Below are 17,262 nucleotides of genomic sequence, written 5' to 3' on the forward strand. Positions count from 1 at the left end.
GCCGATTGTCTTCTAAAAAATCCCCGTTTTAAGGGTCTTAACGGATCGAAGGACAGAGTTCTGCGCGGCGCCCGACAGCAGCCGCATCCTTACGAGCTGTTCCTGCAACTCAATGACACCGATCATTCCAATAAGAAAGTCAGGAGTCCTCAAAATAATGGGATCTGCGAGAGAGTGCATCAGACCATTCCGCATGAATTTTAAAAGGTTGCCTTTAGAAAGAGGCTCTATACGGATCTGGAATCCTTGTAAGCCGATCTGGATGCGTATATGGATGAGTACAATGAAAAAAGAACCCGCCAAGGAAAATGCTGCCAGGAAAGAACCACCATGGATACGTTTCGAGATGGAATTAAGCTCTTTAGAGAGAAAAATTTGAGCGAAATGGCAGCAGCCTAAACGCCGTCAACAATCCGGAAGCATCGGGCCACTGTCAACTCAAGTCTTGTTCAGGACAAATAATATGAATTGATTTCTCTGTGAAGGACCATGGTAATTCCGCAACTGCGGGGCCACGGTAATTCCCAATGTTTGCCGCAAGAGGACACACTATCTGGTTTATCCTGAAAACGTCACCAGGGTTTGAATCGCCTTTGCGACGTTTGTGGCGAACACTGCTGAAAATGACAACTTTAACCTCCGACCTGAACAGATTCTCTTCAAACCCTCCTTTGGGGGGATTCAATTTTTCTGTAAGAATCTCCTTCTTCACTGATAAAGCAGGGTATGGAAATTCAGGGGATTTTGAAAACTCCGGCCGCGGATGCCTGGAAAAGATAAACTCAGGTTGAAAAATGTAAAAAGTACTTATAATTGATGAACATCAGCTATTTTTCCACATAATGACAATTATCGGAATTGGAATTCAGTTTACTCTGGATTTTGTGTGAAATTCTTTTTGTTGGAAGATCAGCCGCTGTTGCCGTGCAACCGAAGAAGCTTTCCTGATTATTCTTACACATAGCACTGAAAAGCTAAGGGCCCGCCATATTGACAGGCCCTTCTTCAATAAATCCGCTGCTCCGCCCGCATGCCCCTGCCTGATGATTGCGATTTCTCATCAGGAATTGAGTCGGGCCATGGAATTACTTCAATTTTTCTCTTGATTCAACCTTGAAAGCACCCCCGACAAAGACTCTGCGCCAGGCTACCGTCTATCCTGATTGTCGTACCTGCCTCTTTCACGGTTCCCCTGTTGCTGAACATTCTGCGAACGTTGCTGGTGAGATTGCAGCTTCATCTCTCGTTGTAGCTGGACATTCCCTGGATGCGACTGAGGATGCTGAGCCTGTCTCTGTTGTTGGGGTTGCTGCTGGGGCTTCTGAGGTCTCACCATTTCCCGTTGTTGCGGCTGAGTGCGCTGTGTCCGTATCTGTCGAGGCTGCTGTTCTTGCCCCTGTTGTGGGGATTGCTGCCGAGTCTGCTGTGGCGGCCTGAACACCTCACGGGATTGAGGCAGTGTGTGTTGAGGCTGCAACTGACGAGGTTGCTGCCGAGGCTGACCCTGTTGAGGTTGCACCTGGGGTGGGCGCTGCTGAGGCTGAGGTATCTGTTGATGTTCACGTCTCTGTCCTTGATGTTGTGGCTGCTGCGGTCTCATAACCTCTCGTGATTTCGGCTGACTAAGCTGCGGCTGCACCTGTCGAGGCTGTTGCTGACCCCAGGGCGTCTGCCGCTGCTCCTGTACCTGGCCCCATTGCTGGGCTGGCGCCTGTCGAGGTAGCTGCTGTGGATTCTGCCGTCTCATCACCTCTCGTGATTGTGGTTGAGTTTGCCGTGGCTGAATCTGACGAGGCTGCTGACTCCAAGGTGTCTGCTGATGCTGCTCTCGCTCCGGCTGCCGAGGTTGATAGCCCTGGATACCCCAGCTTCTTTCCCTTTCCCAATATCGATTACTCTTCCAGCCCTTCCAGTTCTGCTGAAGTCGTTGGTAAGGAATCCGTTCATAGTTCCAGCGATACCCTTGCCAATTATGGTTTCTGTAGTATCCCCTCCAATCCGGGTCTACTTTAGAATAGAAACTTGGCACACCGCTATAATAAACCCAGTTCTGGTTATAATAGGGTGAGCGATACCAGCGACCTTCCCAGGGACGCCACCACCAGCCATCGTAGAAGAACAAGTCAATATTTATGTCTGGAACAACGTAAACATCGCTCGTATAAGGCATCACTATCAAATCCGGAGGTGCCTCAAGTCCGATAGGCGGTGGTTCGTAGCCTGCGTCTCCATCATAGCCATAATAACCCGGCCCGACATAGCAGCCCTGGAGAGATAGTAACATCACCAATGCGGCTACTGTTGTTACGAACATCATTTTTTTCATGGTCATCCTCTTGCTCTCAGCAGAGTGTTATTGATCTTATAACTTTTACCCTGTTTCCAAAGGGCTTTGGTCTGAATTTTTTTCTCAGTTTCCCATTCTCTTTATAGTCTTAAATGGCAAAGAGCGTACCAATTGCACATTAAGCAATGATTATCAATTAAAACAGTAAGTTACTATATTGCGCTATAAACTGAGATATCCTCTTCGAAGGGGATGCGGATAATAAGTATGCAGCGTGGATATTAAGTATGCACTCTGAAGTCATCCTGCGGGGTAAGTTCTGTTAATGCGTGTGGCTCAGCCTTGCTGGGCTATGATATTGTTCCTTCGAATACCATCTCCAGCAAGTGCATCGTGGAGTTATAGATCGCCGGATCTTTACTTGCTCCTGGTCCAGCAATATTCAGCACTCGAATGTCATGTTGGTTCGTCCACCGGAAATAGTTTTAGTAACCGATACCTTCCTCTTCTTCATTTTATCGATCTGCATTTGTCCTGGTTCAGCGTGAATAGGCCTTTTGACCCGGCGGGGTGTCACTTTCCCTTGACGATTCCCACGGAATGGTCCAAAAGTACATCACGCACTACTACATCGCGCATTACAATGAGACCAGGCTGCACAGTGTCTCGGATATTTTGCCCTGCGGATAAACTCGAAGGTAGAGATGTAAAAATCTTCAAAGAACGAGACCGAAAACTGTAAGCAGCCAGAGAGCCGCGAAAACAAAAACGACAGAGGAACTATTCTGAAGTCATTCCTTCAAGAGCAGCCTTTGTATGCTAAAAAAACGAGGCGAAAGTCCATTTCCGACTGAGGCGTGACAGTTATCTATGCTGATAAAAAGCCTGTTTATGAATTTTTCTGCTACCCTGTGAAACTTAATAAGAATTAAAACGTAGCGTGTGATTTGGATAATCTGTAACTGCATTTTTAATGAGGGAAAAAATGAAGCGTTGCTTATTCTTTCTGTGTGTTTTGGGTTTTATATTTTCACCGTGCGTTTCTATTGCGGGTTCGGAAAGTAAGGTTATTAAAAGTCATGAGAATAAAATTTTGCATGATTTGAACGATCAGCGATCTGAAAATAAAATACAGAACAAATTTCATCTCTTATATTCCAATCCATTTGCTCTGTCTTATATTCTAAAGTATCAATCTTTTCATTTAAATCAGAACCTGCTTATCATAGGTTCTCGGCCTGCTTACGATAAACCCGAGAACGCTTCAACAGTTTTTGGAAAGCAGGAAAACGACAATGATTGGTTGTTGGAGGAAGGGTCATCGGCAATATGGGTCAAAAGCATCCCGGGTCCCGTAAGTCATGAACAGATTATCGTTCTTGGCAGTCTTGAAGAAAAAGGCGGAAACATTTATTTAAATGGCCAATATTTGATTAATATCGGCAATGAAAAGGAGAAAAAAATAGTTCTGCATAAGGGTGAATATATTTTTTATGCCTTGCCAGGCTCAAGGAGCAATACCTGCCCGGTTGAATTATACGGTGTTTCCGTTGCAATAGCCTACTATGATCCATTTGATGCCATTATCTTGGAGGCAGTTAAAGCCGGACCGGCAAAGCTGAAGGTTTTCAGCCTTTGGTGGCGTGATTCTCAACCTGAATTCATAGGCGAATATGAAATTTTGGTAAACTGACTGAATATTGGAAATTGAAAGGATTAAACGATGAGTGAAATCAAATTGAAGCCCAGCAAACCCATTTCCGCGGGAACGTTGATTATACTGATTTTCATGCTTTTGTTTGGGATTGCCTTTGCAGTGCTCATCGGAGAAGAAATTTATGAGTATGGCGACGAGCCTGTATTGAAAATTCTATTTTCTCTTTTTATGTTCATATGGATAGGAGGCATCCTGTTCATGGTGATTTATCATGTTCTGAATATCAAACGTTCAAAAGGATTGTCTTTGATAGATATCGATGCAGAAACAGGGTTTTCCTCGGGACGGACAGATAAAGACCCGATGCAAAGGCTGCGTGATTTGGAAGCGTTAAGAAAAGATAAATTAATAGCCAAGGATGAATTTGACCGGAAACGTAAAGAGATAATGGCCGAAAAATGGTGAACTGTCAGCTTAACCATTGGAAAAGATTAAAGTTCAATCCAGGCTTTTGAACCGATTTTGGCATGAAGGGAACGGTATTTGCTCATCCTTCCATTGCTAACGTGGTGGCCGGCGAGCCTCGCGGAACCAGAGGCGGTACTCTTCCATGCGCGCGCGTTGTTCCGCCGGCGCCTGGCGGTTGCAGGTGGTGAACTCCGGCGTGCCGGGTGTGGCAGCCCAGCGGCGTTCCATACAGTCATTGGGATTATAGGCCATCTCGAGTCCGGAACGGCGCTTGTAGATTTCTGCCAGACTCAGGCGCCAGGAACTCCCGTTACTGCGGGTATAGGTGATGAAACACTCCCTGATACGCTTGGTATGGAGGTCTTCGATGCGTGCTGCTGCCGCCGCCGGGCGCTCTCTGCCCAGTAGAAAGAGCTCAGGATGGCGACGGATACGCTCAGGCAGGTCGGCAAGCACTTTAAGGGCGATCAAAATACGCATATCCCTCGAGGGAGTGGCGTAGTCCTCCCAAAGGCCGGTTGTTTCGAAAATGGCAGAGCCTCGCGGCATCGGGGCAATGATTCCGGGATGGGTGCGCATGAAGTTCTCGCCGATATCGACGGAGCGAACGCGCGTTTCGAGTTGCTCCATCAGTGCATCCAGAGTGGCTGCGTAAGCTGCTTCCGGATCGAGCCCATGGGGGTTGATAAGCTTCTCCATACGGGCATAAAACGCTTCCGGGGCGAGATCAGCCTGCGACGCCGAATAAGGTGGAAGTCCGGAGTGCCGGGCAATTGCGCTGTTGGTTACAGGACGCCAATCCCTCTTTCCGGGGTCAGCTACCGGCACACGGTAGACTTTGAAACCAGGGCCTGCGCTCGGTGTCTGGGCAAAGAGGAAATTTCCTTCCCAGAAGCGCTTGCGGCTGACCGAGTTGTCAGGCTGGGCATCGACAGTGAGCAGAAGACCGCCGCTCTGGCCGGTTTGTGGCAACCATTTAACAATGATCAGTGTATGGCCATAAGGGTCGGCATAGACAGTTCCCGGCCAAAGGCTGGCGCGGTCCAGTACGGTCGGGTAGAAGTCGCTCGCCTCATCGCTCAGCGCTGTGCGGCCATTGCCAGAGCTCACCTGGTCCATAAGACGGCGGCTGACCTGTTGAAAGGTGGCAGGTGTGGCAACAGTTCCCACGAAGCCGCGGACAATTTTCGCAGAACCGCAGCGCGGCGCGCTGTGGCTGTTGCCGCGGTCACAGGAGCGATAGCTTATAGGAAGACCGAGTTTCCATGCAAAGTAGCCGCGCAGGAAATAGGGGAGGTCTGCGCAGTCCGGCCTGGCAGAAAACTGGGTGTCTTCCCCCTTGCGCAGAAAATCATGAAGGAAGTTGCGGTTCGGATCGCGAAGCACCGGCTCGAGGGACGGGTAACTTAACGACATCTCGGGTGCGGCGTCAAAGAGGTGTTCGACCCAGGCAGCATAGAGCGCCTGGGTTGACAGATTCCACTCGCCTGTGCCGCGCTGGCCTGCTTTACCACCCACTTCGACCTCACTGCAGGCTGCCACCTTTCCTGCGCGTTGCGCCTCAATGCGATAGCGACCGGCTGCCGGTGCGGTAAGCGCGCCGCGCAGACTCCACGGAGGTCCTCCAGCCTTTACTGTCGGCAGAGTGCTGCGGCGACCCGCGGGATCAGTGATCAACATCTCGGACAGCTCTCCATTGGTGGCCACTGCCACGATCTCCAGCTTCTCTCCAGGCCGCGCTACCAGAGGCGCGGTCCAGATCCGGACCGAGTTACCCTGAATGCAGGCGGGCAAAGTCCATGGGTTGTCGGCGAAAACCGCACTTCCTGGAAAAAACAGGAAGTTACACACCACAAGAATCGTAAGGATTGTTATTTTCTTGTTCATCTAGTTGTTATTATTCCCTTGTTTTTTAGGGTTCATATAAAAACAGTCACTTTGCCCATAACTCAATAAACTTTAATCAGACAGGATCATCAGTTCATGAGGATCTGCATTGGCATTGAACAGAATGAGGTCACTTGCACTTTAATATTTGAAGATAAATTTCGTTTCGCGGTTCATCGGCTAAGTCAAGAAAAGGCCATAATTGTTCAAAATTAATTTCTATCTGTTACAGAGGGCTTAAGGGAAGGATCTTGCGATCTCTCAACCGGACATATCCTTCATGGGTAATCCGCAGATGGGGAATTGAAGCAGTCGTGAGAGTATCCAAAGTCAACACAGGCTTTTCCCACCGCACACCATTATTTTTCAAGGCTTCTTCCAGCTTTTTCATCTGTCCGTACAAAGTTCTCATGGGTGCAAGGGAAACAACTCCGCATAACGGCGCAGGAAATTCCGCAATTACAGTTTCCCCGATCGCAAACACTGCGCCCCCACCGATTTCCCGCAGCCGCTCGATCACGGTGCGGATGGAAATCATGTCAGCGCCAACGCAAATCATGTCAACCGTATCCCAGCACATTGTGGTTCCGCAAGCCCCCTGCTGCAACCCGAAGCCCTTCAGAAATCCTGTAAAAGATTGCATTCCACCGGTCCGATCCAATGCTACCGTCAGAACGACGTCGGCCGCATCTTCTGAGCTGTCAAAATCGAGAATCTTTTCCCGGGTCACCAGCCGGGACACAAGCTCAATGGCACGCATCTGCCCTTTCCTCTGAGGTTCATGCAGCTGACAGCCCTGAATCTTGATTGTGGAGAACAGAGCTTCCGGATAGGCTGTCTGCCTCGGCTCGACGAGCGTCTTTCCCTCTTGAAAAACCGTCTGGCCTTGAATCAGGATTCTCCGGGGCTCATACTCCGTCGGGGATGGAATAAAGACGACATCTGCCGCTTTTCCCGGAGAAAGTGAGCCGATGTGATGGTCCAGCCGGAAATGCTCCGCTACATTGATTGTTACCATCTGATAGGCTAATGCGGGAGGAATCCCGAGTTTCAGTGCCGAGCGAAGCGATCCATCCAGGTAACCCCGTTCCAGAAGCCCTTCCGGATCCACAGAATCGGTGCAAAGAGCCATGCGCCGGAAGTCTATATTTTCCCGGAATATCCTGGCAATTTCCGGCAATTCTTCCCGGATGGAGCCTTGCCGGATCATAACCCAGTATCCCAGTCTCAGTCGTTCCAGTGCCTCATCTGCAGTAATGGGTTCATGATCGGATGAGATGCCGAAGGCTGTATAGGCCTGCAGGCTTCTTGCGGGCGCCCCTGCTGTATGGCCCTCGACACGCTTTCCCAGGCGGAGGGCCATGGTTGCCAATTCCTGCACCCTTTTCCCCTGCACTCCTTCCAGAAACAGGTTGCTCCAGTATATCTCTCCAACTCCCATACATTCCGGCTCCTGCAGGTAAGGAAGATATGCCTTGTTATCCGGGGCTTGAATCTCCTGTGCCGGTGTCAGACCGCAGAGGGGCGGGAGGGTGTAGTAAAAGCGGACAGGCTGATTTTTCATCCCCTCGATAACCGGTTTGATCCCCATCATACCGGCAACGGATGCAAACTCGATAAGTTCAGTAATGACTGTGGTCGTTCCGCCGGGAAGAACATGGCGGATGAATTCCTCCATGCCGGAGCGGATCATGACGTGGGTGTGACCGTCAATCAGTCCGGGCAGAAGAGTCATCCCTTCAGCATTGATTACCTCCGTCTTGCCGTCCTCTGTATAGTAATCTGTATCTGGACCCACATAGGCAATCCTCCCGTCGGCAATCCAGATAGACTGTTCCGGGAGAAATTCACCGGTAAAGACATTAAAAACTTTTCCTCGTTGGATAACGGTATCAGGAGGTGACTTCAACGCGGCGACGTCGCTCGGTCTCTTGGAGCGTACAATTTCTTCTGACAGGCTGCTCATTCTGTGTCCTCCTTTTTTTTAGAATGAATTGTAAATCCTTGCACTGAGTTTTGATTCGAAATATTGCCGCACCTTACTTTCGTTATATGAAACGTTGAACTCATTATAAATGCCATATTTTTCAAACAGTCCGTTGAAATATCCATGGCGTGAAGAGAATTTATACAATAGATCTCGCTGGATTTCCATGCCGCGAATTGGATCGACTTCTGCTGCAAACCGCACTCAATTCCAAATGGATGTGCGTTTATCAAAGAAAATAACATCTTATTTTTTTCCATGTCTTTTTATCTCAGATCTTCACATGAATGTGAAATGTCGAAATCGGCATACAAGTCGGTTCAGGTTCTCTGTGGCGCATAATTAAACGAAAACCACTGGAACAACGGACACCCCAAACGAATTGCATTCAAGAACGCCATCATGTTGCTGACAGTGAACCGTCAAGTCAGTCGGAATTATGTCGGAGAGGTTTGTCATGCAAGGCGGAGCGTCAGCTATCAATCAGAAGCAGCTCGGTTAATCTTTATGTGAGGTAAATCACATTTTTTCTTTCGAATCTTTGTGAAACATATCACTTTCGCTTTATTGATTGTTATCGGTACTGAGAATAAAGTGTCTCCTGAAAGATAGGTCTTTATATAGGCGTAGAAGTTGCCCCCAAAGAAATGCATCGGTATAACTTTTCATTCCATGAGAACTGGGAACGGGTAAAAAAGAGCGGGATAATGGAAACATGCCTGAATGAAGGTCAAAAATGGAATTTGGATACTGATTATCTGAACCTCCAACAGAAGGATCTCGAAGAAAAGTTAAAAGGTGTTCCGCCGGAAGATGTACTGCTTGTTTTACTGGACGCCGGCAACGAAACACTTCGGGAAATTGCCCGGAGCATCAGGTCCGTGTTCCGATAAATCAAAGTATGCAGTTTGTCTGCAAAAGCCGAAATCAAGATCGGCAAAAGCTGATTGATCAATAGGTGATCGGCTGTGCGGAATGCCATTTTGTTGAAGAGAGATGATTTTGTGGTTATTTGCCGCGACCTGTGGGGTGTTTAAAATAAATTTACACAAATAGCTGTTTCACTGAAACATTTCCTCTTTTCTCACGTCAAGTATGTCCTGTCAGCAATTCTGACGATCCCCCATTAAATCCCAGCACAGCAAAAAGTATCTATAAGTGAAACATATCACTGTTTAACTATTCAATATCAGTGATTTTTATCACTTTGCCCCTATTGAACATGATAACTGACTGGAATAGAATGATTGTTAAGAAGATTAATTTTTCTGTAAACGAAACAGAATTTATTCCTGAGGCCATGAAGGAAGAATGATCGATCCTGTTATGCTTTTCACTGCGACCAGCCGGATGCTGCCCCCATGAAAGGCGTATCTTATTGATGTTCGGGGCGATTTTGACAGACATTACGGAGCACCAATAGATGGAAAAAGAATCACGGGATATGCTGACTTTCTTGAAGACCCTTATAGATGCCATTCCAAGTCCAATATTTTATCAGGATATCAGTGGCCTCTATCTGGGCTGCAACAGGGCGTTCGAGGAATTCCTCGGCCTCAAAAAGGAAAAGTTGGTTGGAAAGTCCGTCTATGACGTCTTTCCGAAAGATTTGGCTGAAAAATATTACACAATGGATTCGTTATTGGCTCATCAAGGGGGGCAACAGACATATGAAGATCAGATCATTGATGCCAACGGAAAAACGCACGATGTCATCTTCATCAAAGTTACCTACCTGAATACTGACGGCGTCCCCGCAGGGTTGGTTGGCGTCATGGTAGACATTACAGAACGAAAGCGGATGGAGGCGGAATTATTGTCAATGTCGCTCCGTGATCAGCTCACGGGAATATATAACCGTCGGGGGTTCATCAATCTTGCGGAGCAGTGGATCAAGACGGCAAACAGAGCGAAACGTCAGATGCTGCTTTCCTTTATTGATGTTGATGATTTGAAAAAAATCAACGATACGCTGGGACATGAGGGAGGGGATAAGGCTCTGGTCGAGACGGCAAACATTCTCAGGCAGACGTTTCGGGAATCTGATATCGTTGCCCGCATAGGAGGTGATGAATTTGCTGTTCTGGTTCTCGATATGACAGACTTGAATCCTGAGATCCTGTCAAGACGCCTCCAGCATAACATTGATGAATGGAACGCAAAAGTGTCGCGACAATACAAGCTCGCGATGAGTTGGGGCATGACCCTGTATGATCCTGAGTCTCCCATATCCCTGAACCAGCTGATGTCGCTATCGGACAAATTAATGTACGCCCGGAAAAAAGCCAAAATGAACAAAAGCATCTGAACCTGTAAGTGAGCAGCCGTTGACTGTCGACTGAACAAAAGCAACACTGAATGAATTATTATTCCTTTTAGGAATTAAAATCTGCGTTATAGAATGGTTCAAAGCCAAATTATAATAATAGTTCATTATTTCATTGACACACAAACCTGCTTATCCTAATATTTTCCACATCTGGAAGCAAGGCTCTGTCAATTTCAACATATATCTCTGAAATACCTTGCTCAATGTCTTCCATACCTCCGGGTGGTTTATCCGTAAATAATAGAAATCATGCATCTACATTTTAAATCCGTTTTCCTTCATTCGATGATGCCTTTCCTTCGACGGTCCGGTAGATTAATACATGCCGCACTCAACCAGGCAAAAGGAAGATTCCGTTCGGCAAGCCTGCGGTTTAAGATCGCCTTATTTGTTGTCCTCCTTTTGACCGCCACCTCCTTTATCCTGTGCATCACTACCGTAACCATCATGAACAATTACATATTGAACGAGATCACCAAACGGGGGGAATCGATAAGCAAGAGTATCGCTGCCTCCGCGGGCTACAACTTTCTCTCGAAAGACATTTTAGGCATGGATAACCTCGTCTTCAAGGCCCAGTCTTCAAACAACGATGTGGAGTACGCCGCCATCGTTGCTCCCGACGGCAAGGTGGTTGTTCACAGCGATCTGGCGATGCGTGGACAAACTTTACGAGATGATGAAGGTCGGTGGATCAGGTCGGGTGAGGAGGGGACAACCGTGAGAGACTTGACGAATTCTGCTGGCTCCATTTTCGAAATATCATGTCCAATCATTTTTATGAATAAAGTATTGGGGACAGTGCTGATCGGCATAAACAAATCAGTATTCCAGGAAGCACAGGCACAGGTTTATCGCAGAATAGTAACTGTTTTCGGCATTGTTCTCGTATTCGGCGTTGTAGCCAGTACTTTTCTTGTATCTTTCTTGATCAAACCGATCCGGGAACTTTCAGCCGGGGTGGATGAGCTCAAACAGGGTATATCAAAAAAGCCTCTCAAAATTTACTCTCATGATGAGCTCGGAAAACTGACGGCAAATTTCAATGAGATGTCAAAGGTGATAGCGGACCAACAGGGTCAGATGAACCGATACACACGGGATCTTGAGAAGGCATACATATCAATAGTCAAGGTAGCATCTGCAGCTATTGACGCCAGAGACTCGTATACCCGTGGACATTCGGACAGGGTCTCTGATTTTTCTCTTCTTATCGGAAGGAAAATCGGGCTGCCCGGGGAAGAACTTGAAAATCTGAGAGTAGCCTGCTTGTTTCATGATATAGGAAAAATCAAGACGCCCGACTCGATATTGCTCAAACCAGGCAAGCTAACCGCGTCAGAACACAAGGAGATGATGCGCCATCCCGATTATGGCGTAGCCATTCTGGATAAGGCCCCGACTCTTAGAAAGTACATTCCCGCCATCCGACATCACCATGAAAGGCATGATGGAAAAGGGTATCCCGATCGACTCCCGGGAGAGCATATTCCTCTCCTCGCGTCTATTATTGCAGTTGCTGACACATTTGACGCGATGACCACAGACAGGCCATATCGGAAAGCGTTATCACACAAAGAGGCTTTACAGGAGATTATGCGGGTAGCCGGAACACAATTGCACCCGGACCTGGTCGAAATATTTGTCGGAATCATGGAGAAAAGGGTGCGTGATACAGTGTGGTTTATCGGGAGGACCGGATGATGCCTTGCCTTCGCGCCGTCCTCAATTTTGTTGCTCTTGCTTTCCTTTTCGCCTCGATAGCTTCCTGTTCTCACTTTATGTATCCCCCGACTCCATCCGAACAGAAGACCACGACTTCGCCCGCGGATAAAACCCCAACTCCACCGGCCCAAAAGACAACGGCTTCGCCCGCAGATAAGATCTCAACTTTACCCGCCCAGAAGACTGCGACTTCGTCAGCAGATAAGACCAAAAGGCATATCGTGATATCAGCCCAGAACCCTCAGAAAGGCATTGAAAGCTTCAGGATTCAATGTGCCAGGAACCCTCAGGATCAGGCTCTCATCAAGGAATACATAAAAGGTCTGGAGGATCTGAGATCGTCGGCAGACAGTGCGTCAGCCAAAGGAGACTTTACGTCGGCAGGAAGACTTTATAAAGTGCTCTTTGTTAATTACCAGGAGTTCCGGCCTTTCACAACAATGCTTTCTTTCGACCGGGACTACCTGCATGCAAAACTTTCTTACTGCAAAACGATCCTTTCAGGAAAGGGGTTCGAGGAGTACAGAAAAGGCCGCCTCAGCGAGGCGATTAGTTATTGGCAGGATTACCTTTCCATTGATCCATCTGATGAAGGTATTAGAAAGGCAGTGAATACAGCATCCGACCAGCGGAAGAATCTCAAGCAGACTAATTAATTCATATGATTTTCTGCTTCTTCATCTGTCATGCCTGGGCAACCTCCTGATCGTTTATGTAATAATGGATCAAGTCAGCTCCCCCTGATATCCGGAAAAGTAAATACGATCTTATATTAACAGGTTATAAGTCGAGAGATATTATGTCCGCAGCGGGTGAGTGTCAGCCTGTTAAAAACCGCGCGGCTCAGGGATGCAGGGAGTTCAGGAATTTTGAACCTGAACTCCCTGCATCCACAGATGGAAAAAGGGTGTAACTAATTAAATTTTCTGTTGACAAGGGCAGTCTCTTTTTTGAGGGTAATATTTCTGTCCATGCATTTTATGCCAGTTGCTTGCCAGCGTCAGGTCCCGGCGCAACGTCATAAATCTTTTCAATTTTGAGAATAATTGTTCCCTTGGATTTAAGGGGGGCTCCTATCTTGGTACTTAGTTCATCAATCCATCGAACCGTTTCTTCAAAACGTGGCCCGCTGGTTTCGATCGACGCAGAGCCTTTCAACTGGTAACCTTCCCGCCCTTCCCAATAGGTCACGGACGCCTGCGGATTTGTCTTCATGTTTTCCAATGTTTTCTTAAAGAACTGATCAGATATGAGAATAGTTTCCGCATCGATAATTTTTTTTGCACCAACCGGTACCGCGTTAGGTGTGCCATCGCTAGTTGCCGTGGAAAGAACTACGATATGCACTTTGTTGAACAGTTCCTGCATTCTTTCTGTCATTTTAGCCATCTTCATTACCTCCTTTATTTTAGGTTTGGTGAAAAATGATATCTTAATCACTGTGTCTGAAGATACCCCTATGATCCGGACGATGTCGACGTGTCAATTTGACAATCAACTTCTGAATATACACCTCACTGATGAACTGGCATCCTCTCATGTCTGATATCGCAATAAAACGCTGTGCTTCTGGAGAGAGTTGAACGCCTGTCCATCCGATCAAAGCAGATACCAAAATGATTGATGTCATTTTTTCATCTTTTCCTTCCTTTGTTTCGGATTACAGGTATGAGTACTATTCCATTGATAATCCAGACCGGCATTGAGGCAATGCGACATTCCATCATTATCGACTGAATGCTCATCCTTATGTCATTTGCGCGTGGCTTGGCTGTCTGTTCCGCGGTTAAATTCGCTTCAATGCTCTCAATGATAACTCCATCAATGAGCACAGCTTCCAAAACTCTTTGAACGGCTCACTACCGAGTTCAGACAATCTCGGCATATTGAGAATAATCCGCCATCCTTTAATTCAGAGCTTTGCTTTGAGAAAAGATATAAGTTTGCAATAAACTTGTTCAATTTCTTCTGTTCCCGGCAGTGTATCCCTGATTTTCCTGAGATAATTCCGTTCATAGATCATCCGGAAAGTTGGCAGATAATTGATGTCATAGACCCACGCCATCTGAAGAAGCTTAAAGTCATTCAGAGACTTTAGCTGGTGCAGGCTGATCATTTTTTCTTCAATGAGGCTGATCAAAATTTCACCGGATACTTCCGGTGTATCCGGCAGATCAAGTTCAACAGCTGCTTTCCTTTCTGTCCCGTTACTGTTGTAACAGGTTGTAACAACGTAGTAGATGTCCAGTTTATCGGCATCCCGCAGCAGTCTGCTGAAATAGGTGCAGATGGGGGACTCATTTTCAGGGATGGTCAAGCGATTATGATAGGAGATGGCTTTCAGTATCAGTTCCCGGGCATCCCTATCCAATGCTGCCAGCGCCTTTTCCTGTTTAAGGATCCTGACGCCCAACTCTCCATGGTTTTCTGATTTCTGATCCACGAAGGTCTGGTAGCGGACGAATTGCTGAAAACGGCCAATATCATGAAACAGGGCCATGACTTCCGCAAGTCTAAGGGCATTATGACTCAGATCCAGCTTTTTTCCGATATTCAGGATTTCATTACAAACCCTTAATGAGTGCTTCTCCTTCAGCAATATGGCCTGCTGGATAATCGAGTCAGAGGAATAGAAAGATCGGACATACCTGTAGAACCAGTCTTTCAGATTTTTCAAATCGGATTCGTTTATTTGACAGGAATTCTGGGATATCATGATGGGTCTTTTAACAGTTCATTATTCAGAAAAAAGAAAAGAGGCCTATACTGCATTCAATTCGCAATTTGTTGCTTGTGGTAATCAGCGGTGACCATCATGGCTGCTGAAGTGAAGCGACACACCTTTTGCCTCTGGGATTGACATCCTCATTTATCTTTAAATATAAACACACATTATTCTGTTTTTACAGGAGAAAATTCCATTTCAAGGAATTTTCTCAGCAACGACGGTTCATTAAGGTCTGTAAGAACAATCCTGAAATCGTTCGGATATTCCGTGCGTTGACTCAGTCAATGGGGGGGGCGTGATTCTTCCGGAACACTACGCTTCCTGTCAACAAGGATGAAATCATCCGGAAAGTAGAGTGCAAGTTCATATTCGATTTCATTTCTGTCAGGAATACAGATATTGAACATCGACATGGCATCATGGATCTTATGAACGACGATGGGTATCCTTGTTTAGGCAGTGATGTTGTTAAGAGAAAGGTAGAGGGGCACTCCACGCCACGTCTTGTGGCAACTCGAATTGGAAGGCAATGAAGGCTTTTCAGCAGTTTCTTCATTGGAAAGAAGGTTTTTACCAGGCGGTAGATTCAAGCTGATGACATAAACATTTTTAGTTTCAGGATAATGTTATTTAAATTAATCGTTAAAAAATATTTGGGAAAGATTGTAACTGAACGGAGGCGGCCACTTCCTAATTTCATGGTCAGGGTTGCATGAACAGCCGGCCGATATGGGCCGGTATTTTTTCCGGGAACGGTAAAGGTCAAATGATGGTAGTGAAAGAACCAAGGAATCATTTTCCGCCTTTGCGTAATGGTCTGAGGACCTATGATGAAAAGGCTCTTTAAGAGATCTGCCGGACAATTTATTCCGCAAGATTGTAGTCTGCCAGGATTTCAGCTGTGAGACCTTCTGCTTCCCGCTTAAACACCTGATGATGTACAAGGCTGATGCCAATAAGTTCTTCAAGGAACTGTCGAAAATCGGGGGCTGAAACCAATGGCACAGAAGACTTGTATCTGGCAGCATACAATCTCAGAATATTGGCTTTGGTAACTTCTTCCAGCCTTTCACGCTCCGCGGTATAAATTGCCTGCCACAAACGTCCGGTTGCTTCCTCCATCCCCCTGTCTCCCTGAGCCCGCTGTGTCCTCTCCACACTGGAAAGTTCCGCCCGGGCCGCTTCCACTTCGCCGTGAGCAATCCCGAACTTGTCCCGTGCTGACATGGCCTCGGATTTCGCAGTTTCGAACGCTTCTCTTTGTGCGGGGCCTTCTTCATAAAATTTGCGGCGAACGCTTTCGTAAACATTCATTGCAGAGTAAAGCAGGCGTTGAGCTTCTTTTTCTTGTGCAATCAGCAGGTTGATTCTGTCTCTCCGAGCTTGAAGAGAAGAATCCCGAGCCTTTTCCTTCTCTTTCAATCGTTCCAGGTCAAGCTTTGCCTTCTCGATTGCGGACAAAGTCTCTGTTGAAATTTGTTTTTTCTGCATGTTCAATGATTTCTCCTTTTTTGATTTATCCCACAGTCACTCGCTTCCTGAGAAAAACGAACGTATCATGATCCACTGTATCCGGCTGAAGAAAAAATGCGTGATAATCATTTCTCTATTTTGAGGGTTTCCCGATTGGTTTTTTGTATCTGCTGCATATATTATTTAATTTAAGTCCGAAATCAAAGGCTTTGCTGAAAACTTTATATCAAGACTCATAAATGCCATTCTTGTCAAACCAAAATTTACTTAAAACATCGACCAGTTTGCGCCTGATTGTGCAGATAATAACTTTTTCATTCCTGCCTTTACCATATACAAATCGGTCATGACCGGATTACATCAAATGAACAAATGCATATCCTGACAATCAGGGCATGAACCCAAAAGAAGTGTGGGCATCTATGCTTATTTAATGAAAACAGAGAGTCAAATGGCCGTTTGTATATTCGGAAACACGATTTTTGAGGGAATTGGGCACAATTCAGGCACCATAAAATCAAGGGATTAGCCGTGCATGGCTAATCCCTTGATTTTATGGTGCCCCTGCGGCGATTCGAACGCCGGGCACACGGATTAGGAATCCGTTGCTCTATCCTGCTGAGCTACAGGGGCCTGATAGGGAATTGAAAGATGCAGCCGTGTAACACTCTTTTTCCCGGGTGTCAATATGCTTTGCTGATCGCGATTCATATAGATGCTA

13 protein-coding genes, 1 tRNA gene and 1 pseudogene are annotated in these 17,262 nt (G+C 46.7%); 6 read left to right on the forward strand and 9 right to left on the reverse strand.

Translation table 11 applies throughout. The annotated features are described in order from the left end of the window. Positions 1-1,329: 1,329 nt before the first annotated feature. From SYN_RS16015 to SYN_RS16750, 3 genes and pseudogenes are all read right to left on the reverse strand, one after another. Positions 1,330-1,563 carry a hypothetical protein gene (locus SYN_RS16015; protein ID WP_148202481.1) on the reverse strand — a complete coding sequence of 78 codons (234 nt, stop codon included), beginning with the start codon at positions 1,561-1,563 and terminating at the stop codon, positions 1,330-1,332. A 183-nt stretch (positions 1,564-1,746) separates the two neighbouring features. Continuing rightward, positions 1,747-1,947, reverse strand: a complete 201-nt coding sequence (locus SYN_RS16020; protein WP_148202482.1) for a hypothetical protein — start codon at positions 1,945-1,947, stop codon at positions 1,747-1,749. Between the two features lie 690 nt (positions 1,948-2,637). Then, positions 2,638-2,751: pseudogene (locus tag SYN_RS16750) on the reverse strand (hypothetical protein); the annotation flags it as partial. 521 nt (positions 2,752-3,272) lie between these two features. On the opposite strand from SYN_RS16750, the gene SYN_RS04400 reads away from it, so the two are divergent. Then, complete coding sequence (locus SYN_RS04400) at positions 3,273-3,980, forward strand: hypothetical protein (protein WP_041584709.1); 708 nt, start codon at positions 3,273-3,275, stop codon at positions 3,978-3,980. Between the two features lie 45 nt (positions 3,981-4,025). Then, positions 4,026-4,409, forward strand: a complete 384-nt coding sequence (locus SYN_RS16205) for a hypothetical protein (protein WP_158302918.1) — start codon at positions 4,026-4,028, stop codon at positions 4,407-4,409. Between the two features lie 96 nt (positions 4,410-4,505). Here SYN_RS16205 and SYN_RS04410 read toward each other — a convergent pair whose 3' ends face one another. Both SYN_RS04410 and SYN_RS04415 read right to left on the reverse strand, forming a co-directional pair. Beyond that, positions 4,506-6,299, reverse strand: coding sequence for a hypothetical protein (locus tag SYN_RS04410; RefSeq protein WP_011416843.1), 1,794 nt, complete (start codon positions 6,297-6,299; stop codon positions 4,506-4,508). 226 nt (positions 6,300-6,525) lie between these two features. Further along, positions 6,526-8,265: an adenine deaminase C-terminal domain-containing protein gene (locus SYN_RS04415; protein ID WP_011416844.1), complete on the reverse strand. Its 1,740-nt coding sequence runs from the start codon at positions 8,263-8,265 to the stop codon at positions 6,526-6,528. 728 nt (positions 8,266-8,993) lie between these two features. Between SYN_RS04415 and SYN_RS04425 the strand changes: the two genes are divergently transcribed. The 4 genes from SYN_RS04425 to SYN_RS16035 all read left to right on the forward strand — a co-directional run bounded on the left by SYN_RS04425 (position 8,994) and on the right by SYN_RS16035 (position 12,996). Then, positions 8,994-9,179 (forward strand): hypothetical protein, encoded by a 186-nt coding sequence (locus tag SYN_RS04425; RefSeq protein ID WP_041584711.1) that lies wholly within the window; start codon positions 8,994-8,996, stop codon positions 9,177-9,179. Positions 9,180-9,709: 530 nt separating this feature from the next. Continuing rightward, positions 9,710-10,594 carry a GGDEF domain-containing protein gene (locus SYN_RS04430; protein WP_011416847.1) on the forward strand — a complete coding sequence of 295 codons (885 nt, stop codon included), beginning with the start codon at positions 9,710-9,712 and terminating at the stop codon, positions 10,592-10,594. A 483-nt stretch (positions 10,595-11,077) separates the two neighbouring features. Beyond that, entirely contained in the window at positions 11,078-12,319 is a 1,242-nt protein-coding gene (locus SYN_RS15115; RefSeq protein ID WP_158302919.1) for an HD domain-containing phosphohydrolase, read from the forward strand. A 242-nt stretch (positions 12,320-12,561) separates the two neighbouring features. Beyond that, positions 12,562-12,996: a hypothetical protein gene (locus SYN_RS16035; RefSeq protein WP_148202484.1), complete on the forward strand. Its 435-nt coding sequence runs from the start codon at positions 12,562-12,564 to the stop codon at positions 12,994-12,996. A 322-nt stretch (positions 12,997-13,318) separates the two neighbouring features. Here the strand turns inward: SYN_RS16035 and SYN_RS04445 are convergent, their stop codons facing one another. From SYN_RS04445 to SYN_RS04465, 4 genes are all read right to left on the reverse strand, one after another. Further along, a complete protein-coding gene (locus tag SYN_RS04445) occupies positions 13,319-13,729 on the reverse strand; it encodes a pyridoxamine 5'-phosphate oxidase family protein (RefSeq protein ID WP_041584713.1) in 411 nt (136 codons plus the stop codon). 523 nt (positions 13,730-14,252) lie between these two features. Next, positions 14,253-15,017, reverse strand: coding sequence for an HD domain-containing protein (locus SYN_RS04455; RefSeq protein WP_158302920.1), 765 nt, complete (start codon positions 15,015-15,017; stop codon positions 14,253-14,255). 915 nt (positions 15,018-15,932) lie between these two features. Next, complete coding sequence (locus SYN_RS04460) at positions 15,933-16,559, reverse strand: hypothetical protein (RefSeq protein WP_041584715.1); 627 nt, start codon at positions 16,557-16,559, stop codon at positions 15,933-15,935. 538 nt (positions 16,560-17,097) lie between these two features. Further along, positions 17,098-17,174 (reverse strand) — tRNA-Arg (locus tag SYN_RS04465). Between the last annotated feature and the right edge of the window lie 88 nt (positions 17,175-17,262).

The sequence above is a fragment of the Syntrophus aciditrophicus SB genome, from assembly GCF_000013405.1.
Classification (GTDB): domain Bacteria; phylum Desulfobacterota; class Syntrophia; order Syntrophales; family Syntrophaceae; genus Syntrophus; species Syntrophus aciditrophicus.